This is a genomic window from Pseudomonas sp. RtIB026 (assembly GCF_016861355.2).
GTDB lineage: Bacteria > Pseudomonadota > Gammaproteobacteria > Pseudomonadales > Pseudomonadaceae > Aquipseudomonas > Aquipseudomonas peradeniyensis.
The window spans coordinates 2,820,246-2,843,078 of sequence record NZ_AP023348.2 but is presented as its reverse complement, the minus strand read 5'-3'; the positions used below and the strand labels follow the sequence as shown (position 1 = coordinate 2,843,078).

15 protein-coding genes are annotated in these 22,833 nt (G+C 67.4%); 6 read left to right on the top strand and 9 right to left on the bottom strand.

The features are described from left to right. Positions 1-21 precede the first annotated feature (21 nt). From PRtIB026_RS12865 to PRtIB026_RS12830, 8 genes are all read right to left on the bottom strand, one after another. A complete protein-coding gene (locus PRtIB026_RS12865) occupies positions 22-1,299 on the bottom strand; it encodes a DSD1 family PLP-dependent enzyme (RefSeq protein ID WP_420713648.1) in 1,278 nt (425 codons plus the stop codon). A 15-nt stretch (positions 1,300-1,314) separates the two neighbouring features. Beyond that, positions 1,315-2,709 carry a D-arabinono-1,4-lactone oxidase gene (locus PRtIB026_RS12860; protein ID WP_203647297.1) on the bottom strand — a complete coding sequence of 465 codons (1,395 nt, stop codon included), beginning with the start codon at positions 2,707-2,709 and terminating at the stop codon, positions 1,315-1,317. Between the two features lie 15 nt (positions 2,710-2,724). Further along, the gene (locus tag PRtIB026_RS12855) at positions 2,725-3,081 is read right to left on the bottom strand and encodes a c-type cytochrome (protein ID WP_203647298.1); all 357 of its coding nucleotides are present in this window, start codon (positions 3,079-3,081) and stop codon (positions 2,725-2,727) included. Positions 3,082-3,383: 302 nt separating this feature from the next. After that, positions 3,384-7,616: a hemagglutinin repeat-containing protein gene (locus PRtIB026_RS12850; RefSeq protein WP_267813877.1), complete on the bottom strand. Its 4,233-nt coding sequence runs from the start codon at positions 7,614-7,616 to the stop codon at positions 3,384-3,386. Between the two features lie 39 nt (positions 7,617-7,655). Continuing rightward, a complete protein-coding gene (locus PRtIB026_RS12845; RefSeq protein ID WP_420713647.1) occupies positions 7,656-9,329 on the bottom strand; it encodes a ShlB/FhaC/HecB family hemolysin secretion/activation protein in 1,674 nt (557 codons plus the stop codon). A gap of 799 nt (positions 9,330-10,128) precedes the next feature. Beyond that, positions 10,129-11,454 (bottom strand): MFS transporter, encoded by a 1,326-nt coding sequence (locus PRtIB026_RS12840; protein ID WP_267813874.1) that lies wholly within the window; start codon positions 11,452-11,454, stop codon positions 10,129-10,131. 28 nt (positions 11,455-11,482) lie between these two features. Beyond that, complete coding sequence (locus PRtIB026_RS12835; RefSeq protein WP_203647300.1) at positions 11,483-12,553, bottom strand: C45 family autoproteolytic acyltransferase/hydolase; 1,071 nt, start codon at positions 12,551-12,553, stop codon at positions 11,483-11,485. 100 nt (positions 12,554-12,653) lie between these two features. Then, positions 12,654-13,571, bottom strand: a complete 918-nt coding sequence (locus tag PRtIB026_RS12830; RefSeq protein WP_110739646.1) for a LysR family transcriptional regulator — start codon at positions 13,569-13,571, stop codon at positions 12,654-12,656. A 186-nt stretch (positions 13,572-13,757) separates the two neighbouring features. On the opposite strand from PRtIB026_RS12830, the gene PRtIB026_RS12825 reads away from it, so the two are divergent. Continuing rightward, on the top strand, positions 13,758-15,479 hold the full coding sequence (locus PRtIB026_RS12825) for an amidohydrolase (RefSeq protein ID WP_203647301.1): 1,722 nt from the start codon (positions 13,758-13,760) through the stop codon (positions 15,477-15,479). Between the two features lie 24 nt (positions 15,480-15,503). Here PRtIB026_RS12825 and PRtIB026_RS12820 read toward each other — a convergent pair whose 3' ends face one another. After that, positions 15,504-16,079: a hypothetical protein gene (locus PRtIB026_RS12820; protein WP_110739648.1), complete on the bottom strand. Its 576-nt coding sequence runs from the start codon at positions 16,077-16,079 to the stop codon at positions 15,504-15,506. Positions 16,080-16,221: 142 nt separating this feature from the next. Here PRtIB026_RS12820 and PRtIB026_RS12815 point away from each other — a divergent pair, with 142 nt between their 5' ends. The 5 genes from PRtIB026_RS12815 (at position 16,222) to PRtIB026_RS12795 (ending at position 22,668) form a co-directional block, all read left to right on the top strand. Continuing rightward, complete coding sequence (locus PRtIB026_RS12815; protein WP_203647302.1) at positions 16,222-16,680, top strand: GNAT family N-acetyltransferase; 459 nt, start codon at positions 16,222-16,224, stop codon at positions 16,678-16,680. 286 nt (positions 16,681-16,966) lie between these two features. After that, a complete protein-coding gene (gene proP / locus PRtIB026_RS12810) occupies positions 16,967-18,469 on the top strand; it encodes a glycine betaine/L-proline transporter ProP (RefSeq protein WP_203647303.1) in 1,503 nt (500 codons plus the stop codon). Between the two features lie 148 nt (positions 18,470-18,617). Continuing rightward, positions 18,618-19,073, top strand: coding sequence for a (2Fe-2S)-binding protein (locus PRtIB026_RS12805; RefSeq protein WP_203647304.1), 456 nt, complete (start codon positions 18,618-18,620; stop codon positions 19,071-19,073). After that, positions 19,073-21,316 (top strand): xanthine dehydrogenase family protein molybdopterin-binding subunit, encoded by a 2,244-nt coding sequence (locus PRtIB026_RS12800; RefSeq protein WP_203647305.1) that lies wholly within the window; start codon positions 19,073-19,075, stop codon positions 21,314-21,316. Before PRtIB026_RS12805 ends, PRtIB026_RS12800 begins: the two co-directional genes overlap by 1 nt. A 17-nt stretch (positions 21,317-21,333) precedes the next feature. Next, entirely contained in the window at positions 21,334-22,668 is a 1,335-nt protein-coding gene (locus PRtIB026_RS12795; RefSeq protein WP_203647306.1) for a c-type cytochrome, read from the top strand. Positions 22,669-22,833 lie beyond the last annotated feature (165 nt).

The following is a 22,833-nucleotide window of genomic DNA, read 5'->3' as shown; positions in this document are numbered from 1 at the left end:
TATGGACTGCGCAGCAACCCGCTACGCATACACCGGCCAGCGCTCGACAATCCGCCCATCGCGTACCGCCAGCAGGTCGCCGAACTGCAGCAGGATGGCCTCGGACTGGGTCGGGCGCAGGAACACCTGGTCGTCGACCTGCAGGCCCACCGCCGCCGAGCCGTTGAGCATTTCCTGGTTGGAGCTGCGCCCATAAAGGCCGTTGAAACGCAGTCCCCTGGGCGACTCGGGCTCGGCCAGCCAGTTGCCGCCATAAATGAAGAAGGTCTCGCGCTGATTCGGGTCCCACCAGGCGAACAACGCCGACTTGCCGTCCAGCGCCGGAATCTGCACCGCACCCGTGCGCTTGATCACCGGCGTGGCAATATAGGCCGCCGGCTGGTGGTCCTGCAGCGACGGCAGGTCATAGTGGGTGGGCTTGAGCAACGCCGAACCCACCGATACCTCGCTGCTGGTGCGCTCGTACTCGTGCATCCGGTAGCTAGGGCTGCCGGCGGTGTTGAGGGTCAGGTCCGTACGCCACAACCCGGGATAGCGACTGCGGGCATGGTCGACGAAGCCGTCGTACAAGCCCATGACCTTGGCGAACAGCGCCTGTGGCGATCCGAGGATACCCGGCACGCCCATGCCGACGAAGGGGTCGTAGCCCATGAAGCCGGCGAAGGCCAGGTGCCGGGGATTGGCGGCGATGATCGCCAGCATCCGCTCCAGCTGCGCCGAGTCCTTGACCCCGCCCCGGTGCAGGCCGACATCCAGCTCGATATTGATCCGCAGCCGGGTGCCCAGTCCCTGGGCCAGCGCCAGGTACTGTTGCAGGCGCTCGGGGGTGTCGAGCAACCATTGCAGTTGCCTGGCCGGGTCGAAAGCGCCGCGGTGCTCTTCGTAGAACAGCTGCGCCGAACGCACCGGCAGCGGCTTGCCCAGCAGGATGTCGGCATCCGGGAAGCGCAGCGCATCGTGGTTGAGAAACGGCTGGTGGAACGACATCAGCCGGCGGGTATCGGCGCGCCGGGCGATGTAGTCGAGCAACTGCGGCGAGGGCAGCGACTTCTCCACCAGGCGCAGCTGCTTGCCGGCGCGGCGCACCGACTGGGTCACCGCATCGATGTTGTGGTCCAGGCGGTCGAGGTCGATCAGCATCACCGGGCGCATCGGCCCGTGCTCGCGCAGCTCGCGCTGCAACCTGGCGAAATAGTCATCGTGCGGCGCCCCTTGGGCGCCAGGGCGCAGCCAGGCGCCGGCAGCGGCCAGCAGCACACCGGCGCCCGCTGCGCCGACCAGGAATTTGCGTCTGTTCATCACCTCTCCTTGTGCTCAGGCCACGCCGAGGATCGAGGCCAGGTGGCCATTGAGGAACTTGCCTGTCGGGTCCAGCGCCTGACGCACCTCGGTGAATGCCTTCCAGCGCGGATACAGCGGCTGCAGGGTGCGCGCATTGAGGGTGTGCAGCTTGCCCCAGTGCGGGCGCCCGGCGTATTTCCAGAAGATCGGCTCGATGGCGGCGAAGAAGTTGTGGTGGTCCATGCTGTAGTGCTGGTGCACCGAGATCGAGCAGCTGTCGCGCCCTTCGAACATGCTCAGCGGGATATCGTCGGCCTTGACGTAGCGGTACTCGATGGGGAACCAGGTTTGCAGGTCGCGCTCACGGATCAGCGTGAGGATCTCGCGCAGGCAGGCCGGACCATGCTCGGCGGGCACCGAGTACTCCATCTCGTTGAAGCGCACGTTGCGCACATTGGCGAAGATCTCGTACGAGTCACCGACCCGCTCGTCGAAGCTGGCGACATGCCGCAGGCTGTTGAGCAGTACGCGCCGGGCTTCGGGAAAGTCGCTGCCGTACTTGTCGAGCTTCTCGATCAGGCTGACGAATTCGTTGCCACTGCCGCCGGCCGTATCCTGGTCAGCGGTGGCGGCATCCTTGGTTTCATTGAGGGCGATGGACAGCGCATAGTCGGAATGGGTGATTACCAGCATTTCCCAATGCTGGTTTTCCCGGGTGTTCTTCTCCACGTCCTCCAGCAACTCGTCGGTGCGAGCGATCCATTGCCGCTCGCGCAGACGGAAAGCCTCGCGGTTCTGCAGGCGGATCCGGGTGGCCACGCCCAGTGCGCCGAGGGACACCTGCGCCGCGGCGAACACCTCGGGGTGGCGATGGCTGTCGCAGTCGAGGACCTCGCCGCTGGCCGTGACCAGTTGCAGGCCGGTGACCTTCGAGGAATACGAGCCAAAGCCGACGCCGGTGCCATGGGTCGAGGTGGCGATCGCGCCGGCCAGGGTCTGGTAGTCGATGTCGGCCATGTTCGGCAGCGCCTGGCCGACCGCCTTGAGCGCCGCGCCCATCGCCGACATCGGCGTGCCGGCAGCGAACTCGGCCTGCAGGGTGGCGGGGTCGTGGTCGAGCAAACCGCTGAAATAGCCGAGCGACACTAGAGTGCCGTCGCTGGGCACCAGGGCGCTGAAGGAATGCCCCGAACCGACCGGACGCACCCTGCCGGGGGCCTGGCGGATGGCCTGGGCCAGTTCGTCAAGGCTCTGCGGCGCCAGCCGCGCCTCCGGCAGGCAGCTCTGCGCGCCGGACCAGTTGCGCCAGGGGATCAGCCGCGGCGCGCGCAGCAGTTGCGCCAGTGCCGGGTTGGCGGAAAGCGCGAGCAACGCGCAGGCCGCGCCGGAGTGTTGCAGCCAGCGACGACGGGAAAGGTGAATCGTCATGGGAGTACCTTGCGCTCAGTGGAGGGGCTGGCCGGACATGTAGCCGATCAGGGCAAGGAACTGCGCCTCGCTGCACTGCATGCACAGGCCCATGGGCGGCATGCCCTGGTAGCCGTTGATGCTGTGCTCCAGCAGGCGGTCGACGCCCTGGGCCAGGCGCGGGGCCCAGGCCGCCGCGTCGCCTGCCAGGGGGGCGCCGGACGCTGGGTTGGCGTGGCAGGTCTGGCAGGTGCTGGCGTACAGCGCGGCCAACGCAGGGTCCGCGGGGGGGGCCTGGGTGACGGCGGGTTTGCTGTCGTCCCGGCAACCGCCGAGTAGCAGGGCCAGGGTGGTCAGGACGGCTGCAGGTAGCAGCGGTGGGAAAAGCGCCATGGTGCTCCCCTCTTCTACCGTGCTTGGGCACGGCGTTTTCTTGTGGTGGGTAGGAAGCAACAGTAAGGCGGGGACAGGCTGGGGGTTCAGGGCAATGGCGGACAGCGAGGGGGGTGGGATCGGACAATCCTGCGCAGGGCAAGCAGCAACAGGCAGCCCTTTAAAGGTGTTGAAAATTGGCGTCCGACTTGGGCTTGCCGGGGCTGCTTTGCAGCCCATCGCGGCACAAGGCCGCTCCTACAGGGGTACGCGTTCGCCTGTAGGAGCGGCCTTGTGCCGCGATGGGCCGCAAGGCGGCCCTGTCAGCCCTTGTTGGTCAGTCCGTCAACCTGGCCTTCGACCGTCACCGGCCCGACCTTCAGCTTGCCGCCCTCCAGCGACACGCTGGGTAGGCCCGCCTCCGGCAGCTTGGGCAGGTCGAGGGTGGCCTTGACCTGGTAGCCGAGCGGCTTGACCTCGGCCCCGAGCGTGGTACCGCCCTGCTCCACGCCCTTGACCTGCAGCCCCAGCCCACGCTGCGCCGCGATGCCCGAAGCCTGCGTGACCCCGGCCTTGCGCACGAACTCGCCCTGGGCATTGAACGATGGCGTGTAGTCGAAGCCTGGCTTCTCCTGGCCCTCCTTCGCCTCGCCCGGCTTGCCGGCCAGGCCCGCGCCCAGGTCGACCCGCACCGAGGTGGTGGTGTCCTGGCGTTCCGCGACCGTCAACCCGCCCGCCAGCTTGCCGCCGACCTGCTGGCCGTCGACCCGTGCGCCGCTGAGTTGCGCCGCACCGTCACTGTTCAGGGTCACCTCGCCAGCGGCGATATGGCTGTTCTGCTGGGTGGTGGCCTGCAGATGATCCACCTGCACCTTGCCGCCCAGGTCGAAGTCATGGGACGAGCTGACCTGTTGCCCGGCGTCCGCCGGCGTAGTGCGGCTCAGGTTGCTCCCGGCCTTCACCTCGACGCCCCAGTTGGTGCGGCCCTGGGTGGACTGAGCCGACTCCAGCGCCAGGCCACCCTCGCCTGCGCCGACGTTGACGCTCGTGGCACCGACCTGCGTACCCTGCAGATGCACCGACTGGCCGGCCAGGTCCACGTTGCCACGGCTGTTCAGCTGGCCGCCGGCCAGGGTCTGCGAGCGTTCGTTGGTCTGGCCCACATTGAAGTTGCCGCCCAGCTTGCCGCTCAGGTCACGGCCCTGCTCACCGGTGGCGGCCTTGCCACCGAGATTGAGGCCACCGCCCAGATGATTGCCGCTGACGGTCCGGGTGTCGCTGGCGGCCTGCAGGTCGAGGGCGCCACCGGCCTTGAGTTCGACCGGGCCGCCCGCGTCGATGCGCGCGCCTTGCAAGGTCTGGTCGCCAGCACTGACCAGTCGTACCGGGCCGTTGCCGCTGATGCTCGCCACCTGGGCCTTGCTGTCGACACTGTGCTCGCCGGCATGGTCGAGCTGGAACCCAGCGCCCAGGTCGACCTTGTCGCCCACCGGCAAGGTGCCCACGGTCAACGAACCGCTGCCACCGAGGCTGCCGGTGTCGCGACGCGCCTGGTTGCTGGCCTGGTCCAGGGCCAGCTTGCCGCCGGTGTTGACCGCCACCGCGCCCTGGCCACCGTCGAGACGGCTGCCTTCGAAGCGGGCATCGCCACCGACCTGGATGTTCAGGCCCTGGCTGCCACTGAAAGCGCCGACCACGGCAGTGGATGCATCTTCGTCCAGGCGCTTGCTCCCGCCCGAACCATTGGCGGTCACGTTGAGGTCTTCGCCGGTCTTGGTGTAGATCCGGGCGGACACATCAGCGTTCACCTGCTGCTCGCTGCGGCTGTGGGTGTTGCTGGCCGCGTCGGCCTGCAGCGAACCGGCCTTGACCTCCAGCGCGCCACCGTTGGCGTTGTAGCGGGTGCCCTGGTCCTTCAGCGCGCCGGCCACCTCCAGCTGGACGCCCTGGCCGTTGAACTGGCTGACCACCGCAGTGCCGGTCTGCTCGCCCTGCTGCTGGCTGGCATGGCCCACGGCCAGGTCGACGCCCAGGTTCGGCGTGCCGAGTTTGCCCAGGGCCGCGGTCAGCGAAGTCTTGCCGTCCAGCACGTCCTTGACGTCGTTGAGCGGCAGCTTGCCGTCAAGGGCATCCTTGACCGACACCTTGCCGTCCACCACGTCCTTGACCGCCCCGGCGATCGGCCGGGCGATGTCCTTGTACTCGACATTGACACCGACATCCGCCGTCCAGCTGCTCTGCTGGTGGCTGCTGTTGGTGGTGTCGCGGGCCGCGCGGTTGTCCACCTGGCCTGCGCTGATGCTCAGGGTGCCGGCGCTGTTCACCTGCGCGCCCTCGCTGGCCAGGGTATCGGCCTTGATTTTCACGCTGCCGGCGCTGTCGAGGCCGGTGGTCTTCGCCGTGGTGCTGCTCGAGGCGTCCTGCTGGGTGCCATGGGCGAAGTCGACCCCGGCGCCGGCACGGTCGAGGCCAGCGGTGAGGTAGACGCCACCGCCGGTATGGCTGCTGTCGCGGGACTCGCTGCGGCTGTCCTGCTCGGCCAGCAGCGACACCTGCTTGCCGGCCAGGGTGGTATCGCCCGCGGTGGACTTCACCGCGGCGCCCTTGACGGTCAGGTCACCACCGGCGGCCAGCTGTACTTCGCTGCCGCTGAGGCTGGAACCCTGCTGGCTGACCTGGCTGCCAGCGGCGCTCTGGCGATCGCTCGCATAGCCGACGCCAGCACGATACTGCCCGGAGCCCGGCGCGGTCTCCTTGGCCGAAGCAACGAAGCCACGGCTGCTGCTGGCGCTGTTGTGTTCGCGGGTGTCCTGGGCCGAGGCGACCTTCAGATCCCCCGCCGCCTCGGCGTTCAGCGCACCGGTGGCCTTGACCGTCGAGCCGACCACGTCGATGCCCTCGGCGCTGCTCAGGCCGACGCTGCCACCGGCCACCAGCTCGCTGCGCACAGCGGTGCTTTCCCGGCTGTTCTGCTTGGCTTCGTTGTGGCTGACGCCGAAGAACTTGCTCTGCTGGTTCTGGCTGTCACGCTGGTCGGTGCGCGAGGCGTTGCTGATCTGCACCTGCTTGCCGGCGATGCGGATGTCCTGGCCACTGGTCAGCTGGGCACCTTCGGCCAGCACCGAGGCCTTGGCGTGCAGTGCGATGTCGCCACCCTTGAGCTGGCTGGTGACGCTGCGCTGGGTTTCATTGCGGTTGTCCCAGTCGGCCTTCCAGAAGCCCTTGGTGTGCTTGCCCTGGTCGGTCTGCACCTGGCGCTCGGTGGCGGCGGTCAGGCGCAGGTCGGCACCGCTGTCCAGGCGCAGTTTGCCGGGCGCCTCGAGGCTGGCGGCGCTGAGGGTGAGGTCCTGGCCGGCGTGCAGCCCGGCATCACGCTGGGCCACGACCCGGGTGGCGTGCTCGCGGGTGTCGCTGTCGGTCTGGGTGCGCTGGTAGGTCTCCCAGTCGATGCCCAGTGCGCCGCTGCGCCAGTTCTCGCGTTTTTCCTGGAGCTTGCGGCTTTGCACGGTGCTCAGGGTGAGATTGCGTCCGGCGTCGAGCTTGACGTCGCGCCCGGCCACGTCGGCAGCGGCCAGGGTCAGGTCCTGGGCACCATGCAGCTCGACATCGCCCTGGCTGCTGCGCACGCCGGCACGGGTCGCCTGCAGCGAGTCGGCCACGGCGGCGCCGCTGATATTCAGGTCACCCGCCGAGTCGATACGCACGCCGTCGCGGCCGTCGATCTGCCCCGACCCGACCCGCACACCGGCACCCTGCGCGGTACTGAGGATATTGATGCGCCCGGCCTGCATCGCGCCGAACAGGCTGGCGTCGATACGTTGCTCGCTGGCTGCGCCGCGGTCGACGACCTTGGCCTGGCCGCTGACGTAGTCCACCTGATTGCGGCCCACGGTGAGGTTGAGTTGGTCGCGGGCATCCAGACGACCCTGGCTGTCGATGCGCGGGGCGATCAGGTTGACCGAGCCGCCGTCGTTGCGCAGGCCGGCGCCCTGCACCTGCAACTGGCCGTTGGCGTCCTGGGTGCCCAGGGCCTTGAGCCGGCCCGCGTCCAGTTCAGGACGGCCCACCACCAGGCTGGCATTGGGCGCGTTGATGAAGCTGGCGCCGTTGACCGAGATGCCGTTGGGGTTGGCCAGCACATAGTCGGCGGCGCGGCCGAAGATTTCCTGGGCGCCATTGATGGCGGAGGCGTTGCGGCTGACCACTTCGTTGAGGATCACGCTCGCCGCCTGGCCCTGGAACTGCGGGTTGGCCGCCAGCTCACCGGCCAGCTGCGAGTGGCCGGCCTGCAGGGCGTTGTTCAGTACCAGGCCCTGGCGGTCGACGTTGTAGTCAAGGAACTGGTTGTGCGACAGGCCCGCGCCGTTGGGCGCGACGATATTGACGATGGGCACGCCGCCCTGGGTCTGCAACTGTGCCGTGCCCCCGGGGCCGGGGGCGACCACGACGCCGCCGGCCAGCGCCTGGGGCAGGCTCGCGGCCAGGAACAGGCTGGCTATCGCCCAGCGCAGCTTGCCTTGCGGGGACAGGTTGAAGGTAAAGGGGGTCTTGGGCATAGGTCACTCTCCATGTCGGTACTGCTAATTCGGTGCGACTCAAATCTGCACGGCGGCCCTGAACAGCCAGACTTCAGGCTCGCGGTGGTAACCGCTGGGGGTGGTCAGGCTGCGCTGGTAGTCAACGTCCAGCTGCAGCGCCTTCCAGCTCAGGTTCAGGCCCAGGCTCGCGCCGCTCAGGCGCTGGCTGGCGGCGCCGTGGTCGGCCTTGATCCAGCCGTGGTCCAGCCCCAGCCGCGGGGTGATGGTCAGCGGCCCCTGGGGCTGCAGCGGCAGGCGCAGGGTGTTGCGCCACACCGCCCCGCTGGCCCCGGACAGGCTGCTGAGGCGATAGCCGCGCACGGCAGAATCGTCGGTGCCGAGCAACTGCTCGATGGCTGGCAGCGGGTCGGGGCTGTACTGCAGGTTGAGCTGGCTCTGCCACTGCCAGGCCTGGCCCAGCAGCTGGCCATTGCGCCACTGGCCGAGGCCGGCGCGGTACTTGCGAAACTGCGCCATGGGCAGGTCGGGCACCGGCCGGTCGGCATCGTCGTCGGCGCCAAACCAGTGCAGTCCCTGGGCGTAGTTGAGGTCCAGATTCCACACCGCGCTGTCGAGCCAGAACAGATTGAGCCCGGCCTCGGCCACCGTCAGCGTCGGGCTCTGCACGTCCAGGCGGACCTTGGCGAATTCGCTGTCGACGTCCTTGTGCGCCAGTTGCAGGCTGGCGCTCAGCTGATGACGCTGGTCGCGCCACAGCACGCGCTCGCCGCGCAGGCTGAGCTGGTCGGTGATGCCAGTGCTGTGCAGGGTCAGGGTGCTGAGCTTGATCGGCGAGCGGTACTCGGCATGGCTGGCGAACAGGCTGAAGGTCCAGTAACCATAAGGAATCGCGTAGTACAGGCTGGCGTTGCGGCTGTAGCGATCGCCCTGGTTGAGGGTATCGCTGGCCGACAGGCTGAGCAGGTCATTGAGCGCCAGCGGGTTGTCCAGGCTCAGGCTGAGCACGCTGCGGTCACGGCCAGTGCTGGCGCTGCCGAGATTGTCCAGGCCCAGGCCCACGGAAACCCGTGGCTGGCCTGCGCTGCGCGGGCGCAGGATGATCCGCGAGGCGCCCGGCTGGCTGCCGGGGGCGATGTCGGCGGTGAGGTCGACCGAGCGCAGGCGGTTGAGCTGGTCCAGGCCCTGCTCCAGGTCGCGCAGGTTCAACGGCTCGCCAAGCATGCCGGGGAAGGCCCCGGCCAGGGACACCGGCAGGCGCTGGTCGGCCAGCTCGATGGCCTCCAGGTAGCCTTCGTCCACCAGGATGTCCAGCGACTGCCCGGCCGCCGGGGCGCTGCTCAGGTAGGGGCGGCTGGCGATATAGCCCTTTTCCAGGTACAGCGCGGTGATGCCCGACAGCAGCTGGTTGATCTGCCCCACGCCCATGCACGCGGCCACCAGGGGGTCGATGCGGGCATCGAGGGTGGCGCGGTCGATCAGCGTGACACCGCCGATGCGCACCCCGGCCAGCGGCCAGCAGCGCGCATCCGGGGCCGCGGCCTTGGGTGTCTGTGGGGTGGTGTCGGGCGCGGTGAACGCGCCGCGTTGCAGTTGCCGGCGGCGTTGTTCCAGTTGCAGTTGCTGCAGGTCGTGTTGCTGCTGTTGCTGTTGGCGCAGCACTTCCTGGCCGGGGGTAAATGTCTCGGCATGCAGGTTGCCGGCGCACAGGCAAGCCAGTACGACAGACAGCATTAATTGACGACGATCAACAGCAGACAGGTACGACATACAACACCCATTCGCAGGCAAAGGCACAGCGAGAATCGCAGTACTTGGAACTTCCCAGCACGGTCACCGAGGGTTATCGGCACACGCGCAATAACTTTAGAAAGTTGAGCGTTGTTTGTTGAAACGCTCGCGGAAAAGTTAACGACTGCTAATTACCACATGGCTACGGGCATGACCGCATGGTCACTTGATAGCCCTTGGTAAAGCGGGTAAAGGGGTTGACGCGATCGAATTGTCCAACAATCGAACTGGATGACTGCCTGGCCCCACGGTACTTGTAGACACGAGCGGGAGACACCGGACTTTAGTCGTAGGGGGAAATAGTGTATCAACTTTCTGGTTTTCGGCAGATTGGGCGAGAGACAAGTTGGTTGAAAATTGCGCAAAAGTTGCGCTGAGGAATGGGGAGTAATTGTTCTGGAATTGAGGTGTTCGACGAGAGTATTACAGCGCCTATTAGACCGAGCGCCGCCCGCGCGGCGCATCGCGGATGAATCCGCTCTTACATTTGTTGCAACGTGGCCATGCCTGATAGGCCATGGTTGTTTGCCTTGTTTGCACGACGCGGTTTTTCGGTGGGCATTGCCGCCGCCCCACCTGTCTCAAGACAGGCGCCAAGGCTGGCAACCATGGCCTGACAGGTTCGGTACGTTGCAACAGACGTAGGAGCGGATTCATCCGCGATGCGCCACGCGGGCGGCGCTCGATCTGATAGGCGCTGCAAGACTATCGCCTGCCACCCACCGCTCTCACACAATCCCCCTCACCGCTCCAACGCCGAACCGCGCAACAATCCCCCCTCTTCACTCCCCTCGCCCAACCCATCGATCTGCGCCATGCTCAGCCGCGCCGACTCCTTCAAGCCCAACGAACACAGCGCCACCAGCGCCAGCGCCGCCGCCCCGTACAACGCGACGCCCAGTGGGTCATGCCCGGTGAGAATCAGGATCGCCGTGGCAATGCTCGACGCCGTCCCGCCCCCCAGCGCCGCGCCGACCTGGTAGCTGGCGGAAATGCCCGAGTAGCGCATTTCCCGGGGAAACTGTTCGCCCAGGAACGCCGGGATCGGCCCCTGTGTGGCGCCCATCAGTGCACCGACCAGGCTATAGGCGACCAGGGCGATACCGAAGTGGCGCATGTCCACCAGGGCAAAAAAGGCGAACAGGCCCAGCGCCATGACCAGCGCCCCGAACACCATCACCACGCGCCGCCCCAGGCGGTCCGACAGGTGCCCGAACAGCGGTGCCGACAGCACGATGGCGACCGACAGGGTCAGGTCGAACATCAGGGCCTCGGTGCTGCCGTACCCCGCCTGGGTGGCGTAGGTCAGGAAGAACGTGCTGCCGATGTAGGCAATGGTGCAGTAACCGAAGGCGATACCGGTGCACAGCAGCAATTGCCGTGGCCGTTGCCGCAGGGCTTGCGCCAGGGGCGCCCGCACGGGTTTGACGGTGGATGCGGTCAGCGGCGTCTTCAGCCGTGCATACAAGCCGATCAGCACCAGGGTGCCTCCCAGCCAGAACGGGATCCGCCAGGCGAAGTCCACCAGGTTGTCATCGAACGCGGCGCTGACCAGGGCGAATACCGCCGCACCGAGAATGCCGCCCACGCCGATGCCCATGCTGGTGAAACTGCCCCACAGGCCGCGCCGGCCAGGCGGCGCCGACTCGATGCCAAACAGCGCGGCGCCACCCCACTCGCCCCCGGCGGCAAAGCCCTGGACCAGGCGCAACAGCACCAGCAGGATCGGCGCAACCACACCAAGGCTGGCATGCCCCGGCAGGCAGCCGATGAGGAAGGTGCTCAGCCCCATCAACAGCAAGGTGGTGACCAGTACCTTCTGCCGACCGACGCGGTCGCCGAAATGGCCAAACACCAGGCCGCCCAGGGGCCGGGCGAGGAACCCCGCGCCGAAGGCACTGAACGCCACCAGGGTGGCGGTCAGGTGGTCCAGACCGGGAAAGAACACCTGGGGAAACACCAGCGCGGCGGCGGTGCCATAGATGATGAAATCATAGAACTCGAGGGCCGTGCCCAGGCCAGAGACGCAGAAGGTGCGCAAGGCGGAGCGGGAAGGTTGTGCATGCATTGTTGTTGTTCTCGTGATGCGGATGGGCTCAGAAACGTTGGCAGCCGGCCTTGGCCAGTTGTAGCGGGGTGCCGGCGACGTAGTCGAGATGGCCGTGCTCGGTGTCGATGGCCACGCTGAGCAGGGTTTCCCAGCGCTCGGTGTCGGGCAGCGCCAGGTCCGGATGGAAGCAGATCGGCGCGGCATCGCCCGCAGCGCCGCACATGGCCTCGGCACGGGCACGCGGGTCGGCGCTGGTCATCTGGCCGACCACCTGTTGCAGATGGGCCAGCCGGCCCTCGGTCTCGGCCCGGTCGGCGACCTGCTCACCGGTACTGAGCTGCGGGTCTAGGAAATGGTTGGTGTGCAACAGCCAGCCATCCTCGCGGGGCAGCACCAGCGCCGTGCGCTCGGGACTCAGCTCGATGCTCACCGCACGTGGGCTGCGGTCCTCGCGGGAGAACACAGTGAGCACGGTGGAGGCGCTGACCCGCGCCGAACGGGCCAGTTCGATGGCCTCGTCGACACTGCGAGCCTCCTCCAACAGCCGTCGGGCGATGGCATGCACCGGCACGCCGCCGGCGGTGTTGTCGCTGCGGTGGTGAAGGATGTTGAAGTGCAGGCCCAGGCCCGCGCTGTTGACCCCCAGCTTGGCCAGCATGCCGAACTCGCAGAACAGCTTGACCGCCAGGCCCTGGCGGCTGCGCAGGGCCAGCATCAGGCCATGGGGGCACAGGCTGTCGTGCCAGTCCCAGGTCTGCAGGGTCTGCGGCGCACGCGGGCCACGGGGGGCGTGCACGGTGGTGGAGCATTCGCTGTGGCGGGTGCGTGCCGCCAGCACCTCGGTGCGGGCGTTGAGGCTCGCCAACTGCCACAACGGCAGGCCGCTGCCACTGGCCAGGCCGGTGATTTCCGCCGCCAGGTCCGGGCTCCAGGCCTCGAGGGCGGCCACGCTGTTCTCGCCGATGCGCTGCGCTTCGCCCAGCGTCACGCCGACGCGGGGAAAGAAGTCCAGGTACAGCTGGGTGGTCTCGCCGATCTGCCCGGCAAAGCGCTCGCCGACCTGACGGCCGCGGGCATGGGGATCGAGGGTATCGGTGACGCAGGTATGAATTTTCACGGCGGCTTTCCTGATGGGACGCGAGCGGCAAGCCTAGCGGCGAGGCCCCACCCCGATCATCGCCAGGCCCCGCACAACTTTTGTGCCCGCCAGGAAAAACTCAGGCGCGCAGGCCCTGCCCGCGCAAGTGCTCATGCAACAGGGCGATGAATGCCTGCACCTTGCGCGTATTGCGCCGATGCGGCAGGTACAGCACATGCACCCAGGGACCGAACGCGCTCAGCGCCCGCCAGTAATCAGGCATCACCTCCAGCAGTTGCCCATTGGCCAGGTAGGGTGCCGCGCACCAGGTGGGGATGAACTGCAGCCCCTGGCCATCGAGCAGGCAGGCCAGCAGGAAGTCGAAGTTGTCGCTGACCAGCCTGGCCGTCGGCTGGCGCACGCGCTGGGTCTGGCCCTCGTGCTCGATCCACCAGAAGCTGCGGTTGAGCAACGGGTGGCGCAGCAGCAGCCAGTCATGCTGGGCGTAGTTGTCCAGGTTGATGACCTCGCCGCGTCGGGCCAGGTAGTCCGGGCTGGCGCACAGGATCACGCGGTTCTCGATCAGCGGCTGGGCGATCAGCTCGGGCTGGTCGGTGGGACCGTCGCGCAGCGACAGGTCGTAGCCGCCGTCGATCAGGTCCTCGTTGGCATCGTTGAGGTTCACCTCCAGGCGCACCTGCGGGTGCTCGCGCATGAAGCGGCAGCACACCTGGTTGAGAAAGGCCGGGCCGAACGACGGTGGTGCGGTGATGCGCAAGGTGCCGCGCAGTTCATGCTGCAACTGCTCCACTTCTTCGGTGACCCGCTGCAGATGCATCAAGGCCTGTCGCGCGCCTTCCAGGTAGAGGGTGCCGGCTTCGGTCAGCGCCATGCGTCGGGTGGTGCGCTCGAACAGGCGCACCCCCAGCTCGGCTTCCAGATGGGCGACGGCCTTGGTGATGGCCGACGGCGTCTTGCCCAGCTGCTCGGCGGCACGGCTGAAGCTGCCGTGTTCGGCGGCGGCGACGAAGATGGTCAGGGCCGTCATTTTGTCCATGGTTGCTTCCTGGTTGGCACACTTGGGGCGCCGTGGAGTATCCATGGATTCATGCGCAGGCGGCAATCGATGGGGAGCAGCAAGCACTCTTTCCAGAACGCGAATAAAGTTGTGCCTGCCGTGCCGTTTAAACACCCTTCCCGCTTGGCTAGCCTGCCGCCTCCCCCATCAAGCACGAGGCATCGCATGAAGCAGTTCCTGAAGATCGCGCTTGGCGCCGGCCTGGCCTGCGCCGCCCTGCCCGGCTTCGCCGCCGTCGACCTGATCCTGCACAACGCCAAGGTCTACACCGCCGAGCCGGGCCAGCCACTGCAGCAAGCCGTGGCGGTGGAGGGCGAGAAGATCGTCGCGGTGGGCTCCGACCAGGCCGTGCTGCGCCTGAAGGTCGATGGCACGCGGACCATCGACCTGGGCGGCAAGGTGCTGATGCCCGGCCTACTCGACTCCCACTCCCATGCCATCAAGGGTGGCCTGCAGCTGGAGTTGGCCGACCTGGCCGGTGTGCAGATCCCCCTCGACGCGCTGGAACAACGCCTGCGCCAGTGGCGTGAGGACGGCAAGGCACGACGCGGCGAGTTCCTCAGCGTCGGCGGCTTGCCGCCGACCTACTGGGACGACCTGGCCGCGCTCGAGCAGCGCTTCAACCAGGGCGAGTGGGCCGACCAACCGATCCTGTTCGCCGCCAACGACATGCACACCGGCTGGGCCAACCGCGCCATGCTCACCCGTGCCGGCATCGATGCGGCAAAGATCGCCGCCCTGCCAGCCGTGGCCCGCAACACCATCGGCCAGCACTCGGACGGCACGCCGAACGGCTTTCTCGTCGACGCCGGGCTGTACCCGGTCACCGACCTGCTGCCGACACTGACCCACGACACACTGATGAGCGCCGGGCGCCAGGCCCTGGCGCACTATCGAAGCCTGGGCGTCACCGGCTGGATGGACCCGCTGGCCAACGAGCTGCCCGGTGCCGACGTACACAACGATTCGCTCGGCGTGCTGCCGGTGTACAGGGCCCTTGCCCTGCGCGGCGAACTGACCGCCCATGTGGCCGCGCTGCTGATGGCCGATTCCAAAGCCCGTCCGGCCGACCTGGATGAGCTGGACAAGGTGCGCCGGCAGTTCCTCGGCGTACCCAACCTCACCCTGCCCGGCATCAAGGTGTTCGCCGATGGCGTCGCCGAGATGCCGGCGCAGAGCGCGGCGATGCTCGAGCCTTACCGCAACTCGGGGCAGCACGGCGAACTGCTGCTGGACCCGGCGCACTTCGGCGAACTGGTGAGCGCCGCCGACGCCCGTGGCTGGCTGGTGCATGTGCACGCCATCGGCGACCGCGCCGTGCGCGCGGCGCTCGACGGCGTGGCCCAGGCCCGCCGTGATCGCGCCAGCGGCATCGCGCACTCGATCACCCACCTGCAGATGGTCAACCCGAAAGAGTACGCACGCTTCAAGCAGCTGGACGTGATTGCCTCGATGCAGTTGTACTGGGCCAGCGCCGACGAGGCCAACCTGGAGCTGGTCAAGCCCTACGTCGATGCCATGGCCTTCCTGCACACCTTCCCGGCGCACTCGCTGCTTGCCCTTGGCGCCACCATCGCCGGCGCCAGCGACTGGCCGATCAGCACCCCCGATCCCTGGCAGGCCATCTACCAGGCCATCAGCCGCGTCGGTCCCAAGGGCGTGCTCAACGCCGCCGAGGCCCTCGACCGCGAGACGATGCTCCAGGCCTATACCCTCAACGCCGCCCGGGCCATGCGTCTGGAACGGCAGATCGGTTCGCTCAAGGCCGGCAAACAGGCCGACATGATCGTACTCGACCGCGATATCTTCAGTGTCGCACCCCAGGCGCTGCGCGACACCCAGGTGCTGCAGACCTGGTTTGCCGGAAAACCCATCTACACGCGCTGAGCCAGCTTGCGCGGGTCGGGTCGATCAACCGTCCATGCTCTTGGTCAATGCTTCGCTGCCCTTGGGCGGGTAGACCACCTCCCGGGTATCGAGGTCGCGAATCTCGGAGGTGATGGTGATGGTCATCGTCTCTCGCCCGGGCGGGCCGTTGATGGCATCGACGGTGTCGAAGTCGACGATGTAGCGCTTGCCTGCACGGAACTCGACGTCGCGCGCGGTGAAACCGCATTTGCCGCCACCGGTCCCCAGCGCGTTCATCGAGGCCCAGCACCAGCTCAGCGAGTGCTTGCCCGGCGTCAGCCGCAGCGCCTGCTTGCCCGCGATATCGAGGATCGAGCGGCGCCCGGCCCCCTCGAGCAACTGGTCATCGACATGGGTGGCCAGCAGCAGGCGATGGAACGGCACGCCCAGGGCGCGGTAGCGGATGGTGGCGAAGTACACGACCGGCGCGTCGGCCTGGTTGCCGGAGAGATCATAGGGCGTCATCGTCTCAGGCGCCCAGTCACCCTGGTACTCCTTGTAGTGGTAGTTGGAGCAGGCTCCGAGCAGGGCGGCCAGTGACAGGGCGACAACCGATTTGAGGCAGGACGACAGACGCATGGTTCTTCCTTGGTGAATACAGGCGCAAGGATAGCGGCTGCGCACCCTTAAAATCAAAACGCCATCATCCTCGTCGATCACGCACCGCGGTGTATGCTTCGCGCAAAGGTCCGCCCCTCCTGCCCCTGAAAAGGACATCGTCATGCGCCGCCTGGACTGGCTGAAACACCACATGGCCCACAGCGATACCCTCGCCCAATGGCTGCACCAACAGTTCCACTATGAATACGCGGACGTGCCGCTGGCCGACTGGCAACGCGAATTCGCCGAAGGCCAACACAACGGTCAATGGCAATGCCTGGTTGCCCTGGACGGCGACCGCCTGCTGGGCAGTGCCGCCCTGGCCAGCGACGACCTGCCCGGGCGCCGCGACCTCGGTCCCTGGCTGGCCTGCGTGTTCGTCGCCCCAGAGGCGCGTGGGCAAGGCCTGGCGGAGCAACTGATCGAAGGTATCTGCGAGCATGCCCGCAGCAACGGAGTTGCCACGCTCTACCTGCATACCCACGATCAGGATGCGTACTACGCCAAGCGCGGCTGGACGCGCATGGCGCCGTTCGAGGGCTGGGGGCATAGCCATTGGTTGATGTCTCGCACGCTCTGACCAGCGCCGTCCTCAAGCCATGCGCCCTCCCCTGTGTAGGAGCGGCCTTGCGCCGCGAAAGGGCTGCAAGGCAGCCCCAGGATCTCAGCGCAGACGCATAATTCGCCGGGGCCGCTTTGCGGCCCTTTCGCGGCGCAAGGCCGCTCCTACAGAATTCGCGCATGGTTTACCCCACGCAAATGCCCCCGCAGGGAATTATTTAGCGCGCCGTTGTATCTGACCTTAGGTACAAGGCTGGCCAAACCATGGCCATGCCCCAAGCCTCAAGCCTCAAGGACAACGGCCCATGAAATCACGCAGGAAACCCGTCAAACCCATCGGTTTGAAGGACATCACCATCGTCGACGACGCCAAAATGCGCAAGGCCATCACCGCCGCCGCCCTGGGCAATGCCATGGAGTGGTTCGACTTCGGTGTCTACGGCTTCGTCGCCTATGCCCTGGGCAAGGTGTTCTTCCCCAACGCCAGCCCCGGCGTGCAGATGATCGCGGCCCTGGCCACCTTCTCCGTGCCATTCCTGATCCGCCCGCTGGGCGGGCTGTTCTTCGGCGCCCTGGGCGACCGCTACGGACGCCAAAAGGTGCTGGCCGCGACCATCGTGATCATGTCGCTGAGCACCTTCGCCATCGGCCTGATCCCCTCCTACGCCAGCATCGGCATCTGGGCGCCGATCCTGCTGTTGCTGGCGAAGATGGCCCAGGGCTTCTCGGTGGGCGGCGAATACACCGGCGCGTCGATCTTTGTCGCCGAGTACGCCCCGGACCGCAAGCGCGGCTTTCTCGGCAGCTGGCTGGACTTCGGCTCGATCGCCGGCTTCGTCCTCGGCGCCGGGGTGGTGGTACTGATCTCGACGGTGCTCGGCGAGGAGCAGTTCCTCGAATGGGGCTGGCGCCTGCCGTTCTTCCTGGCCCTGCCGCTGGGCCTGATCGGCCTGTACCTGCGCCATGCACTGGAGGAAACCCCGGCGTTCCAGCAGCACGTCGACAAGCTTGAGCAAGGCGACCGCGAAGGCCTGGCCAGCGGCCCGAAAGTGTCGTTCAAGGAAGTCGCCACGCAGCACTGGCGCAGCCTCCTGACCTGCATCGGCGTGGTGATCGCCACCAACGTCACCTACTACATGCTGCTCACCTACATGCCCAGCTACCTCTCGCACAACCTGCACTACAGCGAAGACCACGGTGTGCTGATCATCATCGCGATCATGGTCGGCATGCTCTTCGTGCAGCCGATCATCGGCCTGCTCAGCGACAAGTGGGGACGCAAGCCGTTCATCATCATTGGCAGCGTCGGCCTGTTCCTGCTGGCGATCCCGGCGTTCATGCTGATCACCAGCGGCAAGCTGGCGGTGATCTTCGCCGGCCTGCTGATCCTCGCCGTGCTGCTGAACTTCTTCATCGGCGTGATGGCCTCGACCCTGCCGGCGATGTTCCCCACCCATATCCGCTACAGCGCCCTGGCCAGCGCCTTCAACATCTCGGTGCTGATCGCCGGCCTCACCCCGACCCTGGCCGCCTGGCTGGTGGAGACCACCGACAACCTGTACATGCCGGCCTACTACCTGATGGTCATCGCCGTGATCGGCCTGCTCACCGGGCTGACCATGAAGGAGACCGCCAACCGCCCGCTGCGCGGCGCCGCCCCGGCCGCCTCGGACATCGAGGAAGCCCGCGAGCTGCTGCAGGAGCACCACGACAACATCGAGCAGAAGATCGAGGACATCGACGCACAGATCGCCGAGCTCGAGGCCCGGCGCCAGACCCTCGCGCAACAGCATCCGCGCATCGATTGAGGCTACTTGCGCATTCCGCCGGATTGCTTGCCTGATCCTCTGAATCTGTGGGGTGTATCGGTTGCGCAATGGGCCCCTGTGCTAGCGTTTCTGGATTGGGGAACAGCGTATTCCCCGCTTCCACAACCGATGATCAGCAGGTGAGCCCATGGAACTACGAATCAACCAGCAGACCTACCAGGTCGAGGCTGACGCCGACACGCCCTTGCTCTGGGTGATCCGCGACGACCTGGGCCTGACCGGCACCAAGTATGGCTGCGGCCTGGCCCAGTGCGGCGCCTGCTCGGTGCTGGTGGACGGCAACGTGGTGCGCGCCTGCGTCACCCCGGTGGCCGGCGTGGTCGGCCGCGAGGTCACCACCATCGAGGCCATCGAAAACGACGCGGTTGGCAAGCGCGTGGTCGCCGCCTGGGTCGAGCACCAGGTGGCCCAGTGCGGCTACTGCCAGTCCGGCCAGGTGATGGCGGCCACCGCGCTGCTCAAGCACACGCCCAAGCCCAGCGCTGCGCAGATCGACGCGGCCATGGTCAACCTGTGCCGCTGCGGCACCTACAACGCCATCCATGCCGCCGTGCACGATCTCGCCGAAGGGGGTAAAGCCTGATGAGCACACGCATCGATACCCCCGAAGACTTGCTGAAACTGCCAGCAGGCGAAACCGTCAACCTGTCGCGCCGGCGCTTTTTGGTCGGCACCACCGTGGGCGCGCTGGTGCTCGGCTTCGGCCTGCCAGTGGGTGCACCACGCGTACAGGCCGCCAGCGCCACGGAGCGCGGTACCCAGGTGCCGGCTTTCCTGGAGCTGCGCCCGGACGGCAGCGTGCGTCTGCTCAGCCCATTCATGGAGGGTGGGCAAGGCGTCAACACCGCCATGGCGCAGATCGTCGGCGAGGAGCTGGACCTCGAGCCTGCCCGTTTCCTGGTCGAAAGCGCGCCCGCCGGCGAAGCCTACGTGGTCATGGAAAACGGCCTGCGCATCACCGGCGGCAGCATGTCGGTGCGCATGAGCTACCCGACCATGCGCCGCCTCGGCGCCCTGGCCCGGGCCATGCTGCTGCAAGCCGGCGCCCAGCAGCTGGGCGTGCCGGTGAGCGAGCTGACCACCGAGCCGGGCAAGGTGGTGCATGCCGCTTCGGGCCGTTCGCTCGGCTACGGTGAACTGGCCGAAACGGCCATGGACCTGCCGGTGCCGGACCCGGCCAGCGTCACCTTGCGCGACCCCAGCCAGTTCCGCTGGATCGGCAAGCCGGTGCAACGCCTCGACGCCTACGACAAGTCCACCGGCAAGGCCATCTACAGCATCGACATCAAGGTCGACGGCATGCTCCACGCCGCCGTGCAGCATGCGCCGCGCCTGGGCATGAGCGTCGGCGGACTGCGCAACGAGGAACAGGTCAAGGCCATGAAGGGCGTGCACTCGGTGCACCAGCTGCCCGGCGCGGTGGCCGTGGTCGCCGAACGCTGGTGGCACGCCAAGCGCGCGGTCGAAGCGCTGCAGGTGGACTGGAAGGAGGCGGCTGCCGACAGCCAGGTGCGGCCAATGCCCGCCGATTTTTCCACTGACGGCTGGCGCGACCACCTGGCCGCCCAGACCGGGCCGAGCCGCGACGAGGAAAACCAGGGCGACGTAGCTGGCGCCCTGGCCAGCGCCAAGACCACCGTCGAGGCCACCTACCACAACCAGTACCTCAACCATGCTCAGCTGGAACCGCCCTCCGCCACCGCCCGTTTCAACCCCGACGGCAGCCTGGAGGTGTGGCTGCCGAACCAGGCCCAGGACATGTTCCGCGACGACATCGCCAAGCGCACCGGCCTGGACCCTGCGCGGATCACCCTGCACTCGCCACTGCTCGGCGGCTTCTTCGGCCGCCACTTCCTGTACGACTCGGCCAACCCCTACCCGCAGGCCATCGCCCTGGCCAAGGCCGTGGGCCGGCCGGTGAAACTGATCTGGAGCCGCGAAGAGGAGTTCCTGCGCGATGCCATGCGCCCCATGGCCGTGGTCAAGTTCCGCGCCGGCCTGGACGACAAAGGCCTGCCGGTGGCCATCGAGGCGATCAGCGCCACCGAAGGTCCGACCGAGGCGCTCGCCGGCAAGCAGGGTGACAAGGTCGACCCCACCGCCCTCGAAGGGCTGTCGGGCAAGGCCTACGCCATCGCCAACAAGCGCATTGCGCAGATCTACGTCAAAGGCCCGGCCATGCTCGGCTACTGGCGCTCGGTGGGCAACTCGCTGAACGACTTCTTCTACGAGTCGTTCCTCGATGAACTGGCCGACAAGGGCGGCCATGACCCCTACGAGCTGCGCCTGCAACTGCTGCAGGGCAACCCTCGCCTGACCACCCTGCTGCAGGCGGTGGCGGAATTGTCCGGCGGCTGGAAACGCGGCCCGTTCACCGCCGAGGACGGCAGCAAGCGCGCCCGTGGCGTGGCCATGGCCTCGCCGTTCGGCTCGGAGGCGGCGGTGATCGCCGAGGTATCGCTGGAGGGCGGCCAGGTCAGGGTGCACGACATCTGGCAGGCCATCGACCCAGGCAGCATCGTCAACCCGGCGATCATCGAAGCCCAGGTCAACGGCGCGGTGTCCCTGGGCCTGTCCCAGGTGCTGCTGGAGGAGGCGGTGTGGCTCAACGGCGTGCCACGGGCGCGCAACTACGACCTGTACCCGGTGCTGCCGCCGTCGCGCATGGCCCGGGTGCATGTGCGCATCGTCGAGAGCGGGGCGAAGATGGGCGGTATCGGTGAGCCACCGCTGCCGGCGGTGGCGCCCGCGGTGGCCAACGCCGTGGCGCAGCTCACCGGCCAGCGCGTGCGCAGCATGCCCCTGAGCCGCCATACCTTCAGCTGACACGACAAGGACAGCCCATGAACAACAGCCGATTCGCAAGAACCGCAGGCTGGCTGGCCTTGCCGTGCCTGGTCGCGGCAGGCCTGCTGGCCTGGTACGTCACCCGCGAGCCCGCCTCGCCCTTCAGCGCCACCGACAGCGCCGACGCCGCCCTGGTCAGCCGTGGCGAGTACGTCGCCCGGCTCAGCGACTGCGTGGCCTGCCACAGCCTGCCGGGCAAGGCACCGTTTGCCGGCGGCCTGGAAATGGCCACGCCGCTGGGCGCCATCCATGCCACCAATATCACCCCGGACCGCGAGCACGGCATCGGCGCCTACAGCCTGGCCGACTTCGACCGCGCGGTGCGCCAGGGCGTCGCGCCGGGTGGGCGACGGCTGTACCCGGCCATGCCCTACCCGTCCTACGTCAAGCTCAGCGACGACGATGTGCGGGCGCTCTATGCGTTCTTCATGAAGGGCGTGCAGCCAGCCGCCGAGGCCAATGTCCCCAGCGACATTCCCTGGCCGCTGAACCTGCGCTGGCCCATCGCCCTGTGGAACGGCCTGTTCGCGCCGACCAGCGCCTATGCGCAGAAGGCCGACCAGGACCCGCTGTGGAATCGCGGCGCCTACATCGTCCAGGGCCCCGGCCACTGCGGCAGTTGCCACACACCTCGGGGCCTGGCCTTCAACGAGAAGGCCCTGGACGAGAGCGGCGCACCGTTCCTCGCCGGCGCCCTGCTCGATGGCTGGTACGCGCCGAGCCTGCGCCAGGACCACAACACCGGACTCGGGCGCTGGAGCGAGCCGGAGATGGTGCAGTTCCTCAAGACCGGACGAAACAAGCATGCGGTGGTGTACGGCTCGATGACCGAGGCGTTCAACAACTCCACGCAGTTCATGAGCGACGACGACCTGAACGCGATCGCCCGCTACCTCAAGTCGCTGCCCGGCGACCCGGGGCGTGACGGCGCACCCTGGCAGTATCAGGCGGTAGCCGCGGGGCCCGACACGCCGGGGGCGCATACCTACGCGACCCGCTGCGCCAGCTGCCATGGCCTGGACGGCAAGGGCCAGGCCGAGTGGATGCCGCCGCTGGCGGGCGCCACCTCGATGCTGGCCGCGGAAAATGCCTCGGCGATCAACATCACCCTCAACGGCTCGCAGCGCATCGTCGCCGCCGGGGTGCCGGATGCCTACCGCATGCCGGCGTTCCGCGAGCAGTTATCGGACCAGGAGATCGCCCAGGTGCTGAGCTTCGCCCGCAGTGCGTGGGGCAATCACGGCGGCGCGGTAGAGGCCAAGGCGGTGGGCGCGTTGCGCGGGCATACCGACCCGGCCAGCAGCAGCCCGATCATCCTGCATATGCGCTGAGCAGCGCTGTGGGAGCGGGTTCACCCGCGAAGCCGGTGACACGGTGGATGGCACCGGCTCTGCCGGTGTTCGCGGGTAAACCCGCTCCCACAGGGATCGCGCCAGATTCTAAAAATTGAGCAAGACAGTTGCTCCCACAGGGATCGTGTCAGCTTTTAGACATTG

What these genes read in the sequence shown, in the direction of transcription:
- PRtIB026_RS12865 (WP_420713648.1), bottom strand. Translation starts at nt 1,299, where the DNA reads ATGAACAGACGCAAATTCCTGGTCGGCGCAGCGGGCGCCGGTGTGCTG.
- PRtIB026_RS12860 (WP_203647297.1), bottom strand. Translation starts at nt 2,709, where the DNA reads ATGACGATTCACCTTTCCCGTCGTCGCTGGCTGCAACACTCCGGCGCG.
- PRtIB026_RS12855 (WP_203647298.1), bottom strand. Translation starts at nt 3,081, where the DNA reads ATGGCGCTTTTCCCACCGCTGCTACCTGCAGCCGTCCTGACCACCCTG.
- PRtIB026_RS12850 (WP_267813877.1), bottom strand. Translation starts at nt 7,616, where the DNA reads ATGCCCAAGACCCCCTTTACCTTCAACCTGTCCCCGCAAGGCAAGCTG.
- PRtIB026_RS12845 (WP_420713647.1), bottom strand. Translation starts at nt 9,329, where the DNA reads ATGCTGTCTGTCGTACTGGCTTGCCTGTGCGCCGGCAACCTGCATGCC.
- PRtIB026_RS12840 (WP_267813874.1), bottom strand. Translation starts at nt 11,454, where the DNA reads ATGCATGCACAACCTTCCCGCTCCGCCTTGCGCACCTTCTGCGTCTCT.
- PRtIB026_RS12830 (WP_110739646.1), bottom strand. Translation starts at nt 13,571, where the DNA reads ATGGACAAAATGACGGCCCTGACCATCTTCGTCGCCGCCGCCGAACAC.
- PRtIB026_RS12825 (WP_203647301.1), top strand. Translation starts at nt 13,758, where the DNA reads ATGAAGCAGTTCCTGAAGATCGCGCTTGGCGCCGGCCTGGCCTGCGCC.
- PRtIB026_RS12820 (WP_110739648.1), bottom strand. Translation starts at nt 16,079, where the DNA reads ATGCGTCTGTCGTCCTGCCTCAAATCGGTTGTCGCCCTGTCACTGGCC.
- PRtIB026_RS12815 (WP_203647302.1), top strand. Translation starts at nt 16,222, where the DNA reads ATGCGCCGCCTGGACTGGCTGAAACACCACATGGCCCACAGCGATACC.
- proP (WP_203647303.1), top strand. Translation starts at nt 16,967, where the DNA reads ATGAAATCACGCAGGAAACCCGTCAAACCCATCGGTTTGAAGGACATC.
- PRtIB026_RS12805 (WP_203647304.1), top strand. Translation starts at nt 18,618, where the DNA reads ATGGAACTACGAATCAACCAGCAGACCTACCAGGTCGAGGCTGACGCC.
- PRtIB026_RS12800 (WP_203647305.1), top strand. Translation starts at nt 19,073, where the DNA reads ATGAGCACACGCATCGATACCCCCGAAGACTTGCTGAAACTGCCAGCA.
- PRtIB026_RS12795 (WP_203647306.1), top strand. Translation starts at nt 21,334, where the DNA reads ATGAACAACAGCCGATTCGCAAGAACCGCAGGCTGGCTGGCCTTGCCG.